General features: G+C 65.1%; 16 protein-coding genes. 4 read left to right on the top strand and 12 right to left on the bottom strand.

Translation table 11 applies throughout. The features are described from left to right. Positions 1 to 246 precede the first annotated feature (246 nt). Together PGN16_RS12640 and PGN16_RS12635 are read left to right on the top strand one after the other, a co-directional pair. A complete protein-coding gene (locus tag PGN16_RS12640) occupies positions 247 to 1,047 on the top strand; it encodes a hypothetical protein (protein WP_335309751.1) in 801 nt (266 codons plus the stop codon). Further along, on the top strand, positions 1,040 to 4,360 hold the full coding sequence (locus PGN16_RS12635) for a DEAD/DEAH box helicase (protein WP_335309750.1): 3,321 nt from the start codon (positions 1,040 to 1,042) through the stop codon (positions 4,358 to 4,360). The genes PGN16_RS12640 and PGN16_RS12635 overlap by 8 nt, the downstream gene beginning before the upstream one ends. 96 nt (positions 4,361 to 4,456) lie before the next feature. Here PGN16_RS12635 and PGN16_RS12630 read toward each other — a convergent pair whose 3' ends face one another. From PGN16_RS12630 to PGN16_RS12610, 5 genes are all read right to left on the bottom strand, one after another. Beyond that, positions 4,457 to 4,852 (bottom strand): hypothetical protein, encoded by a 396-nt coding sequence (locus tag PGN16_RS12630; protein WP_298089398.1) that lies wholly within the window; start codon positions 4,850 to 4,852, stop codon positions 4,457 to 4,459. A 134-nt stretch (positions 4,853 to 4,986) separates the two neighbouring features. Beyond that, positions 4,987 to 6,771, bottom strand: coding sequence for a hypothetical protein (locus PGN16_RS12625; protein WP_335309749.1), 1,785 nt, complete (start codon positions 6,769 to 6,771; stop codon positions 4,987 to 4,989). 347 nt (positions 6,772 to 7,118) lie between these two features. Next, positions 7,119 to 8,393, bottom strand: a complete 1,275-nt coding sequence (locus PGN16_RS12620; protein WP_335309748.1) for a hypothetical protein — start codon at positions 8,391 to 8,393, stop codon at positions 7,119 to 7,121. Positions 8,394 to 8,511: 118 nt separating this feature from the next. Next, on the bottom strand, positions 8,512 to 9,525 hold the full coding sequence (locus PGN16_RS12615) for a hypothetical protein (protein WP_335309747.1): 1,014 nt from the start codon (positions 9,523 to 9,525) through the stop codon (positions 8,512 to 8,514). A gap of 97 nt (positions 9,526 to 9,622) precedes the next feature. Continuing rightward, positions 9,623 to 9,814 (bottom strand): hypothetical protein, encoded by a 192-nt coding sequence (locus PGN16_RS12610; protein ID WP_335309746.1) that lies wholly within the window; start codon positions 9,812 to 9,814, stop codon positions 9,623 to 9,625. A gap of 206 nt (positions 9,815 to 10,020) precedes the next feature. On the opposite strand from PGN16_RS12610, the gene PGN16_RS12605 reads away from it, so the two are divergent. Further along, on the top strand, positions 10,021 to 10,263 hold the full coding sequence (locus PGN16_RS12605; protein WP_335309745.1) for a hypothetical protein: 243 nt from the start codon (positions 10,021 to 10,023) through the stop codon (positions 10,261 to 10,263). A 125-nt stretch (positions 10,264 to 10,388) separates the two neighbouring features. Here the strand turns inward: PGN16_RS12605 and PGN16_RS12600 are convergent, their stop codons facing one another. The 4 genes from PGN16_RS12600 to PGN16_RS12585 all read right to left on the bottom strand — a co-directional run bounded on the left by PGN16_RS12600 (position 10,389) and on the right by PGN16_RS12585 (position 14,371). Next, positions 10,389 to 11,414: a tyrosine-type recombinase/integrase gene (locus PGN16_RS12600; protein ID WP_298089391.1), complete on the bottom strand. Its 1,026-nt coding sequence runs from the start codon at positions 11,412 to 11,414 to the stop codon at positions 10,389 to 10,391. Positions 11,415 to 11,548: 134 nt separating this feature from the next. After that, complete coding sequence (locus PGN16_RS12595) at positions 11,549 to 12,310, bottom strand: tyrosine-type recombinase/integrase (protein ID WP_335309744.1); 762 nt, start codon at positions 12,308 to 12,310, stop codon at positions 11,549 to 11,551. Then, the gene (locus tag PGN16_RS12590) at positions 12,307 to 13,692 is read right to left on the bottom strand and encodes a tyrosine-type recombinase/integrase (RefSeq protein WP_335309743.1); all 1,386 of its coding nucleotides are present in this window, start codon (positions 13,690 to 13,692) and stop codon (positions 12,307 to 12,309) included. Before PGN16_RS12590 ends, PGN16_RS12595 begins: the two co-directional genes overlap by 4 nt. A 403-nt stretch (positions 13,693 to 14,095) precedes the next feature. Further along, the gene (locus tag PGN16_RS12585; RefSeq protein WP_298089387.1) at positions 14,096 to 14,371 is read right to left on the bottom strand and encodes a hypothetical protein; all 276 of its coding nucleotides are present in this window, start codon (positions 14,369 to 14,371) and stop codon (positions 14,096 to 14,098) included. A gap of 95 nt (positions 14,372 to 14,466) precedes the next feature. Between PGN16_RS12585 and PGN16_RS12580 the strand changes: the two genes are divergently transcribed. Beyond that, the gene (locus PGN16_RS12580; RefSeq protein ID WP_335309742.1) at positions 14,467 to 15,273 is read left to right on the top strand and encodes a hypothetical protein; all 807 of its coding nucleotides are present in this window, start codon (positions 14,467 to 14,469) and stop codon (positions 15,271 to 15,273) included. 285 nt (positions 15,274 to 15,558) lie between these two features. Here the strand turns inward: PGN16_RS12580 and PGN16_RS12575 are convergent, their stop codons facing one another. From PGN16_RS12575 to PGN16_RS12565, 3 genes are all read right to left on the bottom strand, one after another. Beyond that, positions 15,559 to 16,464 carry a glycosyltransferase gene (locus PGN16_RS12575; protein WP_335309741.1) on the bottom strand — a complete coding sequence of 302 codons (906 nt, stop codon included), beginning with the start codon at positions 16,462 to 16,464 and terminating at the stop codon, positions 15,559 to 15,561. A 226-nt stretch (positions 16,465 to 16,690) separates the two neighbouring features. Beyond that, a complete protein-coding gene (locus PGN16_RS12570; protein ID WP_335309740.1) occupies positions 16,691 to 17,236 on the bottom strand; it encodes an RcnB family protein in 546 nt (181 codons plus the stop codon). Positions 17,237 to 17,349: 113 nt separating this feature from the next. Further along, on the bottom strand, positions 17,350 to 17,817 hold the full coding sequence (locus PGN16_RS12565; RefSeq protein WP_335309739.1) for an outer membrane protein assembly factor BamE: 468 nt from the start codon (positions 17,815 to 17,817) through the stop codon (positions 17,350 to 17,352). Positions 17,818 to 17,935 lie beyond the last annotated feature (118 nt).

Raw genomic sequence — 17,935 nt, 5'->3', positions numbered from 1 at the left:
CCACGTCGGAACAGCGTAAGCCGGTCGACCCTCTTCGGCGGTCCGTAGTGCTCGCCCGAGCAGCCGGACACCTCTCCGCCCACGCTGTGAATGCAGATCCAGCTACCTGGTCCGTTGCTGTTCGACTGGAGAGCAACATCCTATATAGTCCGGCGGTGACGTGCTCAGATGGGGCAACGGACACAGTTCAAGGACGTAAGGCGGGGAGCACGTGCGTAGGCGTATGCAGAATGGGCTCAATCGACCATGCCGCTGACGCTCACTCCGGTATCCCATGGCGAACTGTGTCACGGCTCTCGGTGGGTAATCGCGGACGAGGACGACCTCGCCGCCCGCGTCGCCCGGCTTGCGCTCGGTCAGGCGCGTCACGTCGCTGCCGTCCTGTCGAACATCGACAAGGCACCGCCGGCGACTCGCGCCGATGCCGCGGCGGGCGCGATCAAGCTGCTCGCGGTAGAGGCCGGCAAGCAAGTCTACCATCGCGACGGATGGGTCTTCCAAGCAATCTCCTGGATTGCCGCGCACCGCACGGAGGCTGGTGCAGTCGTCCGAGCGCCACACATGATCCACGCTCACAAGGGCTTCGACGGTTTTCAGCTCAAGCTCGATGCAGCCGGCGAGGAGGTCACCGCGGTCGTGATCTTTGAGGACAAGGCAACCGAGAACCCGCGCAAGATGATCACCGGGGACGTGTGGGACGGCATCAGGGATCTCGAGAGGGGCGGCCGCATGAACGAACTGATCCCCGAAACCGGAGGGCTGCTCGAAGCGCACCAGCAGCGCTTCCCCGAACTCGACATCGACGAAGCGGTCGAGCGTATCGCCTGGGAGGAGGCGCGGCATTACCGCGTCGCCGTCACTGCCGACGACAGCCATGACGACGACGACGAACGGCAGGCTCTGTTCAAGGGTTTCGACCAAGTCGCGCCGGGTAGCACGCTGCGGCGACAGGCCGAGACGATGGCTATTCCAGAGATGCGGGACTGGATGACGGCGTTCTCGGCCAAGGCGGTGGCCTTGATCGAAAAATGGCGCGACGATGTTTGATCCCGTCACGATCGGGCTTATCGCCGATGCGCCTCCTCTGCAGAACCTGAACCTTGAAGAGCTTCCGCGGCGGTTCACCAACGCGTTCGCCGAGATCGTCGCGGCACGGGTGCGCTTGCGCGGGGCCGCGGGCGCCGAGCAGCGCAGCGAGGCACTGAACACGCTCTTGGCCGAGATGCGCCGGCTGGCGGCCACGCAGGAGCTACTCGTCGCCACCGCGCCCGAGCGCGCCGACCGCGCGGCGGCCGCCTTCGTCGCCGGTACCGCCCAGCAGCTATGCCTGATGGCCGAGATGGTGGTCACGGACGACGGGGAGCGGATTCCCTTCATTGATGCTGTCCACGCCGCTCCCGAGGTCTGCGCGACCTTGCTGTTCCTGATCGCGGACTCGCAGAGCGACGCAGCCGAAATGGCTAAGCGGCTCGATCGCGGCAGAGACGACCTCGGCGCCGAAGCTCGGCTGATCCGCGCGATAGGGGACCTCGCCGCAGGCCGGTTGCGTGCAGTGATCGCCGGCCAGGTCAATCCCGACAGGTCCGAGGGCTACGACGTACCAGCCGACGGTGGCGGCGCAGCGCTCGCGGTGGATGCCTTGTTCCGCCAACTCCACGCCGGCGTGATTCAGCTCGCCCGCGAGCTGCTCCAACGACCGCCTGATGATCCCGAAGCCGTGGCGGACTCAGAGGCTCAACGCATCTTCGCGCAAGTGTGCGAGCTGTGCATCGCGCCGATCGAGGACGTGTTCGACGAGGGCGGGCCGAGCGTGGTCAGCGTCTTTCCCGGCCCATTGCATGTTGCCAAGTTGCTGCTCGCGGTGTCGCGTGATCTGGCAGACGCGAGCCTGTGCCAGGTACGCGCGCCTAGCGGCGTCGATGCCGACGATTGGTGGCGGATCGTCCGCCGCGCGGCCTATAAACGCCCCTATCTGTGGCGCAACCACCGCGAAGCCTTGGAGCAAGGCTACCTCGCGAAGGGCGTTTCCGCGACGGTCAGTTTCCCGACCGGCGGCGGCAAGTCCACGCTCGCCGAACTCAAGATCGCCGCGGCCTTGCTCAGCGGAGGGACGGTGGTGGTACTCGCGCCGACGCTCGCGCTGGTCGATCAGACCGCATTCACGCTCGACAGGGCGTTCGCCGACTTCAACGTCGTAGGCGACCTCGACGACGAGATCACCTTCGCCGACCTGCTGGTGCTGCCCGAGATCATCGTCACCACGCCTGAGCGCTGTCTTGTGCTGCAATCGCTCCAGCCGGAGGCATTTGCGGCGGTCTCACTCGTCGTGTTCGACGAATGCCACCTCCTGCATCCCCGCGAAACCGACCGCAGCCGCCGGGCCGTCGACGCGATGCTGTGCGTGCTGAACCTCACCCAGTCGGCCCCCGACGCGGATCTCCTGCTGATCTCCGCAATGATGCAGAACGCAGACGAGGTGGCCGGCTGGATCGCGGAGCTGACCGGCCGCCCATGCCTCCCGCTCGATCTGGCCTGGAAGCCGACTCGCCAAGCGCGCGGTTGCGTCGCTTACGGTGCCGAGCGCATCACCGAGTTGGAGGACCTGTTGAGGGCCGAGCAACTCACCGCGACCACCAGCGGCGTGCCGAAGGCTCTGGCCAGCCGCCTTCACGCTCGGCCGCTCGCCTTTTTCTGCCTTCGTCAGACTTGGGCGACCCGAAACCGCGAGGACTATGCGCTGATGGCGCTCCTCGACGACGACGTGCCTTTCGCGTCGAGCAAGGCGAAATTTACGGGCGAATGGTATCTCACGCCGAACGGCAACGTCGTCGCGGGTACGATCGCGGCCGCAGCGGCGCAAGACGGGCTGAAAACGTTGACGTTCGTCCAGAGCACGACGGCGGCCGAGTCCACCGTCCGGCACTTCCGAAAGCTGCTTCCCGATCGCCGTGTCGCGCTCACCGAGGACGAAAAGGCGTGGCGCAAGCTCGTCGAGGAGGAGCTGGGCGGACCGCAATATTGCTACCTTCAGCTCGACGCCGACGGCCAGGTGGATGGGAGCGCGACAAGCCACCACGCGCAATTGCTCAAGCCCGAGCGCGCGCTCCACGAATCGCTGTTCAAGCGTCGCGACGGTCTCGACGCTTTGTTCGCCACGTCCACGCTTGCCCAAGGCATGAACCTACCGAGCGACATCGTGCTGATCGCCGGCGATAGTCGCTGGGACGTGTCCGACGACAAGTTCAAGCAGCTTGACGCGCATGAACTCCTCAACGCCGCCGGGCGCGCCGGCCGAGCGGGCGAAGGTGGGCAAGGCTTCGTGCTGGTCGTGCCGAGCAAGATCATCAACATTGACGACGACGAGAACACGATCGCGAGCCACTGGATGTCGCTTCAGGGCATCTTCGCACAGTCCGACCAGTGTCTTACGATCGACGATCCGCTCACCGACCTGCTCGACCGCATCCACATGGGCACGGCCGGGGACAACGAGGACTACCTCCTGGCCCGGCTGCCGGTCGGCGACGACGAGGAGCCCGATGCTCTGGCCTCAACCATGCTTCGCCGGTCGTTCGTCGCTTACCGCAAGCGCCAAGCGGGTCAGGAGGCGTGGATCGAGAGTCGGATTGACGCCGCGCTCGCGCGTCGCGAGGAGCTGGCACCGGAAGAGGAGCGGACCTGGCTCGAGCGCGTCGCGGCCGCGGCAGGCATTCCGTACGCGGTGGCGGAGAGCCTCGCGGCGCTCGTCGAGACAGGAGCCTTCGGCGGCTCCAGCACCGAATGCATGGACGTAATCTTCGACTGGATCGAAGCGCATCCCGCCTGGCTGATGTACCTGATCCGGCCGAGCGACATCGAGGGCCTGTTTGGGAAGGACTATCGCGCGCTCGACGGCAGCGTCGAGAAGGCGAAGGTCGCGCTGCCCCAGATGCGGCCGCTACTCGCAGCGTGGATGGCGGCCAAGCCGCTGTGCGAACTCGAGCGCGCCATCGGCACCAAGGAACACTTGATAAAGACTTGCGAGACCGCGCGGCACTTCGCCGTCCGGCTGGTGCCCGACATCGCGTTCGTCGCCGGCCTTCCCGCGCGCATCATGGCCGCCAAAGCCGTGGCCGACGGCACCGATCCCGTAATCCCGACCCTGGTGCAGACGCTCAGCGGAGTCGTTCGGAAAGGCTGCGCCAGTCCGGAGCTCCTCGCGAACGCCGTGCACCTGAAGGATCATTCGCGTCCCGCCGCGCGCGCGGCTTTCGAGGAGGTCGAGCATCTTATCGGCGTCGGCGATTCTGTCGAGAGCTTCGACGACGTGCTCGCGCGGGTGCGGCAGGCCCATGCGGTCGCGATGTTCGAAGACGATTGATCGGGGATTGCTCCGCACAGCTCGACCAGCATCTCCGCCCGTGAAGCCGGATCGACGCACGCCAGTGCTGTCGGGCCGCAGAGGAGCGCGTCCCGACTAGCGCAAATGGAACCCCGCCGCGCTGTTCTCGCCGTTGTCGAAGCGATCGCGGCCGGCGAGCACGTTCTCCAGCTCGCCCAGGTCACCCGCGATCGCGTCGCCGGCTTCGACGGCGAGTTCCTGCAGCAGCTCGGGCATGCTTTCGAACAGCGCGGCGGTCGCCTTTTCGATGCACTCGACGTCGGCAGACGTGAACTCGAGGTCGGCTCCGATGCCGAGCTCGTGCAAGTCGATGTCGCTGTCCTCTTGCGCCATGAGGGCGTTCGCGAGACGATCGGCGACCGCGTCGTCAACGGTCCCGATCGCCTTCAACTTTTCGTCGACCAGCCGCCTCATCGAGAGCAGCGGCAGCCCTTCGAGGCTCCGGTCGAAACTGTCCAGGAGGTCGCCCATTTCGGAACGCTAACACCGCCGACGCGGTCTCACCACAAATCGCCGCCCTTGTGGCGCGGCGGCCGATGTACCCCGCAATTTCCGACCGGCTCTCGCCGTCGGCAGGACGGCGCATGCTCCCCGTATCGCTCCGGCTACCGGCTCGAGCCGCGGGAACGGGCGTGTGCCGCCGCCAGTGCGGCTTGTCGCTCGTGTTCTTCGCGCTCGCGGTCCAAGGCGCTCTGCCGGTAGCCCAATCCCTCCAGCAGCTCTCGCTCCCGCCGCTCGAGGCCCGGTACGCCGATCCGGCAGATTACGAGCGAGCGGGCGAGCCGCTCGGTGTGTTCGGCACCGCCGACACGGCGTGGCGCACCCAGCGCCATGATGGCGTCGGCGGACGAGGCGTAAGATACGCCGCGCTGCGGCAGCACGAATCCCATAAAGGTCGGGAAGTCGGTCGCGTCGTCCACCACCCGCACCCGGCAGTGGCCAGGGTCCAGTTCGTCCGGACTTACCGTCTGAGCGGCCCGAGAAAGCCGCCGCCAGATGGCTTTCGCCGCAACGACCGTGACCGGTAAACCGGTCTCCGGGTCCTCGTTGTGGAACAGATAGTAGCCCAGATCCGGGATGCTCAGCAGCGCACGGAGCTGGTCGTTGCGCGAGCGCGTGACCGAACCGCCCTTGGTCTTGGCCGGCGTATGGACGGAGGCCAAGCCGCGACCCTGGCGCTTGGCCTGTAGCAGCGCCGCCCGAACCGTCCGTGTGCCGTCCTCCGCCCTGTGGTCGAGGACGATGCCGATGTCGGCGCCGACCTCCGGCTCGACGACGTACTTGTCGACGTCGAAGGTCCCGACCCAGCATGCCGCCTCTGGACCATAGCCGAGGTCGATGAACAACTCGCGCCCGAGCGACCTTAGTTGCTGGCCCAACGCCTGGGTGAGGAGCTCGCTGTCTTTCTCTTCCGGCCTATGAGCGGGCCGGCTCTCGATGTTGTCCGCCTCGGCCGCCAGCGCCGCCCAGTGAAGTAGAAAGCCGAGTGCAGGGTCCTCCTCGGCCGGCCTTACCAGCCGGGCAAGGTACTCGGCGTGCGGGTCGGCCCCGCCGGACGTGACGGTCCCGCCCAGCTCGCCCCGCAGCACGGCGACGTTGGCGGCGACCAGCGGTTCTCGATCGGGCGAGGCCTGGAACAGGCCGAGTCCGGCACTACGCCAGCGGTCGACCACCGCCGTCGCGCGGCCCTGGAAGCCAGACAGGGCCGCGTCGTCCGGAAGCCGTCTGATCGGCCAGCAGGCGACCTCGGCCCGGAACGTGTCGTCATTCGTTGCGTCGGCCAGACTACGCAGCTTGTCGAGCCCGATCAGGGTTTGCGGATGAAGCGCGTCCGCGTCGGACAGCCACGTCCTGCCTCGCAGGTTCGCGAGCAGGATCGACAGTCGCCGCAGGACAGGCTCGGCCGCGAGCACCGCGTCGAATTCCTCGATCCGACGCGCTTCTGCGGCGCGGGCCTCGGCGCATTGGCGCGCATGATTGGCGTGCAAGTCGGAGACGCCGGCTCCTTGCAAGAGATTTTCTAGGCGAGCGACGTAAACCTGTTTGGTCGCGGTCACGTCCTCCTCGGCGCATCGCAAGGCGGCCGCCCTCTTCCGGACGCCTTCCTCAAGCGCCTTGGCTTCGCTCCTCCGCCAGAGACGCGTCCACATTGGTAAGCGCTTGAACGCCTCGAGCGAGCGTCCAGCTTGGCCGAGAGCCCCGCTCGCTTGGTCGACGCGCAATAGGGCGGATTGGTGGGCGGCATGCTCCGCGACCACCATGTGGCCGGCGACCCGGTCCTTCGAGGGTTCCGCGACCGGCGTGCGGAACTCGCCCTTGCGCGCGACGACCGCATAGAGACGCTGCTCCTGCGCTTCCAGTAGGGATTTTAAGTTCGCAAAGGTCGGCATACCACGCCAGCTTAGAGGCCTTCCCGCCCGGAACAACCGTTCGCGGCTCTATGTGCCGCGCTGCGCTCCGGCAGGATCGGGCCCGTTAGGCGAGACCCAGACATGACGCTCTGGCCCTTCCACGACATATCGCGGCGAAGGACGATCCGCCCGTCGCGGGTGGCGCCGCTCGACCCGGCCGGTATCCCGGAGTGGAATTTCGCGGGAACCACGTCCGACTTCATCGGTCACGTGGAGCGCCGAACAACTCGATTCTTATCTCAGAGTCGCGCGCAAGTTATGGGACGAGTGGTGAGCTCCTGCCTGTCCGGATCCAGCCAACCGGTTTGTCCAAAGTACCACCCGCGCTAGTCATCGTCCTTGGACGTCTCTTCGAGCCCTACCTGTGCCCGCATTGATCGCGCCGCCGTGCCCCAAAGCGCGTTGAGGTAGTTGGGCATTACCGACCAGCGCCCGCCCTCGGCGCCGCGCATCATCAAATTGTATTTGGCGTCGCCGTAAATAAGCCGCATCATCTGCTCGCCCGACCAGGCTGTTTCGCCATGCATGCCGCTGACGAGCGTCGTCACAACGCTGATCGCTGCGGCCTCGTCACGCACCCCGGTGATCTGCCAGGAGGTGAGCTTAAGATCACCCAGTTCTTCGCGATGCCTTCCGGCGCGGAAGCCTATAGACCGGCACGGATAATCGATCGTCGCTTTTGCAGTTTCTCCGAAGTTGCGGGCCATGATCGCCGCTAGATAGGACGCCGCAATGCCCTCCGGGCTATCTGGAACGAGGTGGTGCACGCCTTCGGACGTGGCGAGCGTCTCGCCCGCACGCTCCGGCCGTGCCTGCCAAGCATCGATCCGACGACCCATTTCGCGCGTGTTAGCCGTCTTGGTGGCGAGTTCCGACCAAGAGGCGGGGCGCTGCTCGGCTGTCGCCTTAGCGATGCGTGCTTCTTCGTCCTCACAACGATCAAAGTAGTCGACACTCGCCTGGAGAAGGTTGAACGCCTTCGCTGCAACAAGCGCATTGCCGAAATTTGGGTTCAGGCCGTGAAGGATGCCGTGCCGGTAGGGACTGCGGATCGGCTCCGGATCGAGCTTGCGGCGGGTTGCGCCAAGTATGGCCAGCCCCTCGGCTATTCCGGCCGGGCCGGAGGTTTGACTGTCGAACACCGGCGCGTCGGCACCGCCGGAGAAGGGATGTTTTCCCGTCTTGGTGGTGCAGATGCCGTCGATGACGATCAGTACCAGCGGCACGGCCGAGAGATAATCTTCGGCCAGTGCCCGCTCGACCGCGCGTTCGTAGAGCGCCTGCCAGGCTTCAAAGCGGGTGACGTGAAAGCGATAACTCAGGAACTGCAGCGTGTCGGGATCAAGATGATGGGCGGCGAGCAAGTGCTCAGCCGCGTCATCGTTTGTTTCGGCAACCGCGCGCGCGACGGTATCAACCGAAAGCCGGTCATAGTTGGTCCAGCCAAGCGGCCCGAACCGGGCGGCAAACGCTTCGCGCTCGCGGTGCATACGCTGGACATTTTCGAACTGCTCATTCAACGCCTTGGCCTGATGCGCAAGTTCGCGGCTAAATAGACCGGCCACCTTCAGAAGTGGCCGCATCTGCCGGTACTGCTTCATTACGTGCGCTGAGGTGGGAAGCGGGAGCTCTTCATCGTTCATGACAGGCCCACAAATCGGAACGAGCAAGCCGCTCGGCAACCCTTCAGTTTCGACGGAGCGCTTCGTTTGCCGAGGTTCACATATCCCGCTGATTCCGTTCGGTCAGCTTGCGGGGCACGAACAACTCCGAATTGTCATGAAGGAAGGGCGGCTTTTTCAGCTCGATGCTAGCACCCCCGATGTACAGCTCCCGCTTAGCCACCCGAGCTGCAGCTGCAACAATCTTCAGGGTGCTGCGGTATCGGGAAAAACCGTCAGCGATCGAGATGTGCTGCCCTCCGCCGTAGCGCCACTCCGCCATCTTCTGCCAATTGGGAATGTTCGACAGGAACGGGCGCTTGAAGGGCGGAGGACCAGGTATCCGGTCGTAGAGGTGGTAGAGATCGTGCGTGACCTCGAACGAACCTGCCCGCTGCTCGGCCACCAGCTTCAGCGAAAGCTCGCACGCCATCTGCATATCCCAATGAGCATGCTTTAAGTCCTCAGGACGCGCGCGAGCGATCTGAACCGCCGCACGATCTAGGTGCGGCAGGATGGCACCGCCGAACTCACCGACGCGATCGGACGTTCTCTCGATGGTGGCGAGCGACGTGTAGATCGCGCGGATCGCGCCGGCGACCTCGTTGGCCAGCCGCCGCGCCTTCATACCTTCCGCGCGGTTCAATGATGCAACGTTAGGTCCCTTCTTAAGCCAGGTGAGCGCGTCTTCGTCCCCCTCGACCTCTTTGGGAAAGTGGATCCACATCGTGTCACCCGGCTTGCCGGGACGGTGGGTGACCACAGGAATTTGGAGCACGAAGGGAGTGTCCAAAATCAACACGCAGCCGGCGACCTCACGCTCCGAGTTCCCGTCCAGCGCCTCTCCGTAGCGCCCGCGATACCAGGCCGAGGTTCGTGCAAAGATGAACTTGAACCACTCGCTCGCGAAATAGTCGAGGAACTTACCTGGCTTGGACTCGACGTCGCCGATGCGGATTTGCTTGATGGCGAAGCGCACGAATTGGCACGCTGCATCGAGCGGCCGGGTCGTCAGGGCCGTGCCGTCCAGAGCGAGATTGCGATCAATAACCTGTAGCCAGTCGTCCAGCATGTCTTCGAACTCTGGGTTGGCTATCATCGATTGTAAGCGCTCCACTTCTATCTTCGTTTCCTGTGTCGGCCATCATGCTTCCTGCGGCGAAGAAGCGCTACCCCGCTTCATCCAGCCGCCTAGCTTTGCGCAGTTGCCGGACGATGCCGTTGAACGCGGCGGTCGTGCCATGTGCCCGGCCGACGTCGTTCTCCTGGGCCGCAGCGTCCCAGAACATGATGAGCGGCCACCACTCGGGGCAGGAGCGCAGAAGGCAGCGCAGGGAGAGCGGCACCTCGCGCGTGTCCACCCGACTCGGTCACGGCCCAGGAGGCCAGGTGCATCGGGCGCTGGCGGCAAACCGTTAGTCCGGAGCGGAGACATGCGGACGAAAGACACAGCGCACCCGGCCTCGGCGACCATGCTCGTCCCTGGCTTGACAGATGCTCTGCTTGGACGCGAGATCGACCGCGGCTCGGACCCTGCTACTGTGGCGCAAGTCGATGGAGTTCGGCGGTGAAGGTCAGCGCCAAGGGCATGTGGCCGCTGCCCGACATAGCGAGCAGGCTCGCGGCATTCTTCGAGAGCATGTCGGCCAGCGGCATAGACGGGCTAACCAGCACGACGCTCTACGTGACGCCGTACAGCATGGGCAAGCCGACCCATTTCCTCGATGAGCGAAGAACAGCGATCGAGGCGCTCGACATCATGCCCACCCGGCGCATGGTGAAGAAACTTTCATCTGGCAGGACCACCTGAAGGACGAGCTGGACGTGATCAAGTACCAAGCCAAGCTTCGGAAGGATTTCGACTGAGTTACGAACATCTTGTCCGAGACGGACGGTCACGACGTCTAGTCATGATCGTCGGTCTCGGCCGACCTCTCAATATAGCGTACGTTTCCGCACCAAGCGCAGAGTCTCCAGGACCCCTGGCGCCCGCTCCCGGAACTTGCCCGGCTTGATGCCCAGCTCGGCGTGGGCCGTCAGTGTCGCGAGTTGCTCTTCCGGGTTGGCGTGCAGATACGTCTCGATGCTCTTATAGCCTACGTGGCGGAGGTGGCGTGCCGCTTTTCGTGGATCCTTGGTCGCTTTCAGGACGGCCATCGCGCAGGAGTGGCGAAGGACGTGCGGGGTGACGCGCTTTCTCGCGATGGAAGGCATGACGCGCGCCGCGATGCCGGCGTACCTGGTGAGCAGGTAGGCGAAGCCGTCGCGGGTCAACGGCTCGCCGCCCCGGTTGACGAAGACGAGCTGGGACGCCGTCTGTGGCCTGGCGTCGAGCCATGCCCTGAGCACGTCCACATGCTCAGGCAGGAGCTCCATCACGTCCTTCGTGCCGCCCTTGCCCAGGATCGTCATGTTGGGATTGCGGCCGAGCCATAAGTCGCCAATTCCAAGCCGCAACGCTTCCGACACGCGCAAGCCGTTGGCGTAGGTGATGAGGAGCATGGCCCTATCTCTGAGCCCAAAGCGCGAGTTGGGATCGGGAGCATTGAGGACCGCCGTGACCTCCTCAGGGGTCAGGTAGGCGACGACTCCCTTGCTGTACCGCTTGCCCGCGATCGCCTTGACCCTGGAAACTTGGTCGAGGAGCGCCGGGTTCTTGAAAGCCGCATAGCCGAAGAACGATTTCAGGGCGGACAGACGCAGGTTGCGCGAGCGCGCCGTGTTGCCGCGTTCCTCCTCCAGGTAGTTAAGAAACGTGAGCACCGTGTCGGGGTCCAGATCGCTGAAGAGCAGGCGATCCGGAGCCGTGCCCTTCTCCCTGGAGGCGTACTGCAAGAAGAGCAGCAGGGAATCCGCATAGACCTCCTGCGTTCTCGGGCTGAGGCCTCGCACGCGACCGAGGTGTTGGTCGAGGTAGCCCGACACAAGGGTCGGTACGTCGTTAGGCATGCGATTGCGCATGACGCATATCCTCTATGGCTCTGGCGATGGCGAGCTTGGTTTTGGGCAGGAGGCGCAGGTACCAGTAGGTGCTCCTCACGCCGACATGACCGAGGTAGGTGCTGAGCGCCACGATGTGGTTGGCGACGAGCTCCTCATCGTGCGCGCACGCGGCGAGCGAGTTGATGGCGAAGGTATGCCGCAGATCGTGGATGCGGGGCAGCCCGCTCCCATCCCGGCCCTTCATACCGAGGAGGTTTGTGCATCGACGGAATACCTGGTCCATCTGGACTATGCTGGGTGTGCGGTTCGTCCAGATCACGAACAGTTTGGGGGGCGTCGAGTTTGGGGGGTCTGAGCGCCAGATAGTCACTCAGCGCACGCACGGTGCTGTCGTCCACGAAGACGAGCCGATCCTTTTTGAACTTTGACTGGCGCACGAAGAGTTCGGCGCCGTTCATGTCCGCGAGCCTGAGGTTCAACGCCTCGCTCAGCCTCATGCCCGTCGCCGCGATCAGCCCGATGATCGCACGATAGGTGGACGCATCGTATGGATGTCTTAGTCCCAACGACCCGAACCCGTCCATGATGCGCAGGATTTCCTCCTCGCAGTACACAAAGGGGGTGAGCCGGTTGCGGCGTCCCAGCCGCGACTTATAGTCCGGCGGCAGGATCTCGTGCCTGTCGTCCTCGGCGCGCAGGAACACGCCTAGATTCGCCAGCCAGTCGAGGTGTGTACGCCGGGAGTTGGCACTGCCCAAAGATTCCGTCCAGGCGAGGACGTCATGGTTGCGGAGATGGCTCGCACCCCGCGCGGCGGCGAAGGCGGCGAACTTGCGGAGCCTGACCCGGAGGTCGGCGTCCTGGTACCCGAGCTGCTTGCGCAGCTCGAGATAGCCCTCCACGGCGGCGATCATAGCCCCGCTCCCGGCCAGGGGCAGGCGATGCCCTTGAGACCTGTCTCGTCCACTTTTGCGTAGAGCATGGTGGTGTCGAGCGACTCGTGACGGAGCACGCCGGAGATCGCCGGAAGACCGCTGCCTTCCTTCAGAAGTTTCCTCGCGAGGCCGTGCCGGAACAGGTGGGCGCCGCCGGCGCCGACCAGACCCGCCCTCGCGAGCGCACTGCGCACGACATTGGTTACAGAACCATGATGCGCCAGGCTGATATGCGGCACGCGCAGCCCCACGAACACGGAGTCGTCGTCAGTGGCGGGCCGCGCCCGCTCGAGCCAATCCAGGATAGCATCGCCGCTCGCCTGAGGCAGCGGCATCGCCGACGCTCGGCCGCCCTTGCCACGTACGACGATCTCGGCCCGATCCCAGTCGATGTCGCCAAGTTGGAGCCGGGCCACCTCGATGCTCCGCATGCCGGTCTCGAGCAACAAGGTCATGATCGCGCGGTCGCGGATGCCAGCCGGCTTATTCTGGTCGCAGCACGCAGCCACCATCCTCAGCGTCTCGAACGGCAGGCTACGCGGCACGGTGCCGAGGCTGTAGGTCGGGCGGGAAATCAGCGCGTCGGCCACCGCCGGCGAGCACTCGCCGCGACCCGCTCTGAAACGCAGGTAGCTCCTGACGACCGTGATGAGACGGCTCTGACCCGCGGGCGAACGTCCTTCAAGATGCTTGCGCGCAAGCGAGCGGATCCGTGCTGCCGTATAGGTTCCGGCGTCGTCGCCGAGTTCCGCTTGCCACTTCACGAGTTCGTTCATGTACGAGGTAATCGTCGACAACGCCAAGCCGCGATGCCGGATCAGCCAATCGCGGTACGCGGCTGCGCCCGCCGATAGCTTTCGCTTCGCGTGCCCGGTGACCCGGACCGAGACGCCATTCACCAGGAGGGCACTTCCGCCCTCTGCGAACCTGAGGAGGCGGACGGCTGCCCGCCTGCGTGATTGAACGTGCACCCGGTACATGTGACCGTCGTCGTTGACGAGACCGCAGCAACAGCGGTGCTCGGCGAAGCGTGCGATCGCGGAGGGGTCGATGGCCGTCCGATCCAGGCCATGAAGACGCGCCCAGACGATAAGGTGCGCTCCATGCAGCGCTTGCGAGTTGGCGTAGTTCAGGTGCAGACCGGCTGCGACTAGCGCATCTCGAAAACGGATGCACAGATCGGCGTCCTCGCCGCTCCAGCCATGGGAAGGGCTGAAACCCTGATATTGAAGGTAGAGGAGCAGGCGGGCGAGGTGGACCATACTCCGCGCACGATATTTGTTCGGGTGAGCGGAACGGGTGAACAGGCTGACGAAGTGAGCGCGGAAGCGTTCCAGCATGTCCGCGTCCGCCGCGAGCACAGCCGCAGGTTCGTCGCCAAGCCACCGGGCAAAGTGGTTTACGGCCGGCCTGACATACGGGAGGGATCGCCAACATCCACTCGCGTCAGCGAACGAGCGGAGGAAGAACCCAGACGTGATTGGAAGTTGCGGGCGTGTCGAAGGTTCGATTGCGGCGTAACGCTTCATGAGCCGGACGACCGACTCGAAACCTCTTCTGTTGATCTGATTAGAATGATCGATGGACATGGCATATTCTCGGCATGGCGCATCACCGGGCGGCGCGCGTGCGCCGTCCGCGATTGACAAAAGGATCGAAATGCCGGAGATAAGTCTTTAGCTGAGAGCCTATCTTCACGAGCCCCGGGCGTTAGAGCGCTTCGGGGCTCGCTGCATTTCAGGCGAGTGAAGGTTGGTCGTTAGGTCATGGCTCGCCTCCTTTCGCCTGGGTGCGAAGATCATGCAGCCAGTCGGCTACGTCGCAGGTGTATGCGAAGTGGCCCTTGCGCGCGGGCGCCACGAACACGGGCACGCCGACGCGCTTCTGGCGCTTGGCCTGGCGAAGCGCCTCCATGCTGTCGAAGCCCAGCGCGCGGACGAGCTCCTTGCCTCTCAGCACGGGACCGAAGGCGGCGAGCATCGTGCTGCGCACCTCCGCCCGCTCCGGCGTAATCCCTTCGGCATCTACAACGTCGGTCACCAGCGCACCTTTTCAAGCCGTGATCACAAGCCGTTGCGCTACTCGGGCACGACAATACACAGGCAACATACATTTATTGTTTTGTGGAGAGCGTCATGGTCGACCGCCGGCGGAAGCATCCTGTTGATGAGATGAAGATCAGGGCGGTGGCGAGGCTCTTGCACTCGGTGTCGGGCGCTTGGAGAACGGGTCTTGGGCCGACCGGTCGACCACTCCGGTTCCGGCTTCTCAAGAAGTACGAAGCAGGCGACCATATCCCGCGTGATATTCCGGGCGGCGTCATCGACCAAATGGATCAGGTGGTGCCGGGCATCGCCGCCTTGTTCCGAAACCTTGTGTGGGCGATCCTGAAAGGGCTGCCGCCCGAGGTGTCCGTCCTTCGTGCACGACTCGGGCTGAACACTTTCGATCCTGTGCAACCGAGCGCCGCAGCGAGCACCTTCGCGGACCTGGAGGCGCTACTGACCTGGGTGGAGTTGGCGAGGGCGGAAGGACGGCACGACGCCTTCGCCCGCGCAGTAACGGCGGTGGAGCGGGCGATGCCGCAGGTCCGCTTCATCGTCGAGGTGGCGCAAGAGGCGGACGCGTTCTCGGCCTTTCTCGCCGACCGGCTGCTTGTCTGGCGGGCGGACGTCGAAGAACGACGAGTACAAGGTCTGCTGAGCTCCCCGGCTCACCCTCAGGCTGGCACGGACCCGGCGAGCCGGAAGGACGGCGGCCACATCGTCGCTCAACCAGGCTCACAATGGAAGCACGCCTTGGCAGGCCTTGTGTTCCTGACGATCAGCGCGCTTACGCGGGACCAGTTCTCGTGCGTCGCCGCTATGACGATGTGCGCCGCCTTCACGGCGTGCGCCTACTCGGCGGCGACGAGTCGCTCTCAAGGGCTAGTTGCGACTTGATGCTCACGATGTCCGCTGCTTCATAATCGCCGCAACACGCCTCGACCGGAATGGGAATCGCGGCCAGCGTCAGGGCAGCGTGTGGGAGTATAACCCGCGCTCCACCCTTGTCGTCCGCCTCCAGAACGGAACGTTGCACCACTATTGGGAATGAAAGCACGAGGGCCGCGCCCACTCCAGGTGGGGATGACTGCGTGCGGACCTAAAGAGGCGGTGCAGGAGGTCCGCTTTCAGCATGAAATCACACCTACCCCACGGGGGCACGGACCCTTCCAGGGACCTCCTCTAGGTGCCGACGAATGGCATTGTTATGCCAAGCGATCGGGTGGGCAGAGGCGCGGCTTTGAGCGATTTCGCGAGGACGGTCCGCTTAATCCCGGACTTGGCATAAGATGTTTTATCTTGGGACCGACATAACTCATAATCCTCGGTCAGGCTGTGCGGCTCGAACGGCGCGCCACTGCCGGCCTCGAGCCGCTCCAGCGCATCGCGCCGGATCGCGCACCCGACCCCCGCCAGCGGCACCGCCGCCTCCAGCGCGGAACGGACCGCCAGATCGCGCCGATGCGATTCGGCAAACTCGTCGGCATAATGACCCGAGACCAGCCGCCGCCGCGCATCGATCAGCGGCACCACCGGCAATTGCACCAGCGCCGCGTCGCGCAGATGGTCGTCGAACACCCGCAACTCGGCCGGATCGACGACATCCTCCGCATCGTGGAGCACGATCGCCGCGGTCACCCGTCCGCTGTCGACATCGTCCGACACCAGCGCACGCCATAGCTGGTTCAGGCAATCGGCCTTGGTGGTCGGGCCATCGTGCGTGACCACCACGCGGCGCACCCGCGCATCGTGGGACGCCACCTCGGCAACCGCAGCCAAGGTGCCGGGGTCGTTGGGATAGCAGCCGACGTACAGCCGGTAATCCGGATGATCGTAGCGCGTCAGCGTCGCGCGCAGCATCGCGCCAATCACGTGCTGCTCGTCCCAGGCCGGCACGAAGACCGCCAACGGCAGCGGCGGCGCGGCGGGAAGGTCGGCGCGGTTCGGCTCGCGCCGCCGGACGCGCCACCACACCAGATCCATCAGGACATCGTCCACCCCGCCCAGCAGGATGACGACCGCCGCGAACAGCGCCAGCTCCGCCACGGCGCGGTCGAACGCGACCAGCAGCGCGCCCGGCCCGATCATCATTGCGCCTCGCGACCCATGTTGCCTGCCCCCTCCCGACCGCCACATCGATGGCGGGACTGTGGCAGAAAAGCAACGACGCCGAAGAAGCGTTCTGACCCACGAACCGAATCAGCGACCGAACGTTGCCGGTGCGGTCCCCTTTCCCCCTTTCGGGACCGGTGCCGACCCAAGCCGGTACCGGCCGCGCCGCCGCGTTATTGGCGGCGCGGCCGAATCGCCAGCGTCAGAAGTAGAAGCCGCGCACGACGTCCAGAACGATCCCACGACGGTAATCGACGAGCATCGCGTCGTCATAATGACGCACCCAGCGTGCCCGAAGCGGTGCCGCGGGCAGACGATAGCGCCACGGATCGGCAATTACGTAGCGCGTGCCGTAATAATTCGCGCCAATCCGCGCACCGGGACGGAACGATTGGTAGCGGAACGGTGCCTGCCAGCCACCCCGCGCGTACAGATCGCGGTGCCCGGCCCGCCAGCGCTGCATATCGGCGCGCCACTCGCGCCGGTCACGCTGCCACTGGCGTTGCTGGCGCAGGTCGCGGCGGTCCTCACGATATTCCTGACGCGCTTCCCGCAGGTCACGGCGCTGCTCACGCACGTCGCGCCAGTCGCCCCGAGCGCGGGCACGGTCGAGCTGCCGCGCCTCGTGCCGAATGTCCTGCCGGTCGCGGCGCAATTCCTCGCGCGACTGTGCGGCAGCCGGCGCAGCCGTGACGACCCCGGACAGCGCGGTCGCGGCAAGCAAGGCGGCGGTGACAAGATTACGCATCACTGATCCTCCATGATGACGGTACGACCCGTGCCGCACCGCCGATGAAGAACATGTGCCGTGTTGGCGCTGAACCGCCCACGAACACGGGCGTCAGCGATCCGAAAGGATCGTTACTGACCGTTACGTCCGGTCGGCCCGGCCCCGCCCGGCGCACCTGCAGCGCCGACCGCGCCGATATTACCGAACAGATCCTGGAAGAAGCCGCGCTCGCGCCCCAGCGTCGGCGTGGTCTTGCCGTAAGGCTTCAGGCCGACGACCTGCTCCACGCCCGACTTGCGGATCGCACTGACGTTTCCGGCCTGGTCGAAGCTGATCTGCAGCGTGAGTTGATCCTTCGGCCGCGGCGCGTTGAACGCATAATTGCGGCTGTCGCGCGCGATATAATACCAGTCGCCCTGATTGAACTGGCTGGCGAAGCTCGGCGTGCCCAGCGTGGCGAGCACCGACTGGCGGTTGTCCACCCCCGGCTGGATCGCATTCACCAGATCGGCGTCGACGATATAGCCCTGATGCGAGCGGAGCGGAGCACAGCCCGCGGCAAGAACGCCGGCCAGGGCGAAGAAGATCAGCGGGCGCATCGATACTCCGGTCACAGGCGCGCGTGGACTTTGCGGCCGTCCGCCTCAATATGCTCACCGGCGCGGCGAAACAAGCACGCGCCGGCAGCGGATCGCGCGGAACGGCGAAGGGACAAGA

The sequence above is a fragment of the Sphingomonas phyllosphaerae genome, assembly GCF_036946485.1.
Taxonomy (GTDB): Bacteria; Pseudomonadota; Alphaproteobacteria; order Sphingomonadales; family Sphingomonadaceae; genus Sphingomonas; species Sphingomonas phyllosphaerae_E.
The sequence above is the reverse complement of the archived record's forward strand: the minus strand, read 5'-3'. Positions and strand labels throughout refer to the sequence as shown.

What these genes read in the sequence shown, in the direction of transcription:
- PGN16_RS12565 (WP_335309739.1), bottom strand. Translation starts at nt 17,817, where the DNA reads ATGCGCCCGCTGATCTTCTTCGCCCTGGCCGGCGTTCTTGCCGCGGGC.
- PGN16_RS12580 (WP_335309742.1), top strand. Translation starts at nt 14,467, where the DNA reads ATGGTCGACCGCCGGCGGAAGCATCCTGTTGATGAGATGAAGATCAGG.
- PGN16_RS12595 (WP_335309744.1), bottom strand. Translation starts at nt 12,310, where the DNA reads ATGATCGCCGCCGTGGAGGGCTATCTCGAGCTGCGCAAGCAGCTCGGG.
- PGN16_RS12570 (WP_335309740.1), bottom strand. Translation starts at nt 17,236, where the DNA reads ATGCGTAATCTTGTCACCGCCGCCTTGCTTGCCGCGACCGCGCTGTCC.
- PGN16_RS12635 (WP_335309750.1), top strand. Translation starts at nt 1,040, where the DNA reads ATGTTTGATCCCGTCACGATCGGGCTTATCGCCGATGCGCCTCCTCTG.
- PGN16_RS12575 (WP_335309741.1), bottom strand. Translation starts at nt 16,464, where the DNA reads ATGATCGGGCCGGGCGCGCTGCTGGTCGCGTTCGACCGCGCCGTGGCG.
- PGN16_RS12630 (WP_298089398.1), bottom strand. Translation starts at nt 4,852, where the DNA reads ATGGGCGACCTCCTGGACAGTTTCGACCGGAGCCTCGAAGGGCTGCCG.
- PGN16_RS12615 (WP_335309747.1), bottom strand. Translation starts at nt 9,525, where the DNA reads ATGCTGGACGACTGGCTACAGGTTATTGATCGCAATCTCGCTCTGGAC.
- PGN16_RS12620 (WP_335309748.1), bottom strand. Translation starts at nt 8,393, where the DNA reads ATGAAGCAGTACCGGCAGATGCGGCCACTTCTGAAGGTGGCCGGTCTA.
- PGN16_RS12600 (WP_298089391.1), bottom strand. Translation starts at nt 11,414, where the DNA reads ATGCGCAATCGCATGCCTAACGACGTACCGACCCTTGTGTCGGGCTAC.
- PGN16_RS12640 (WP_335309751.1), top strand. Translation starts at nt 247, where the DNA reads ATGCCGCTGACGCTCACTCCGGTATCCCATGGCGAACTGTGTCACGGC.
- PGN16_RS12625 (WP_335309749.1), bottom strand. Translation starts at nt 6,771, where the DNA reads ATGCCGACCTTTGCGAACTTAAAATCCCTACTGGAAGCGCAGGAGCAG.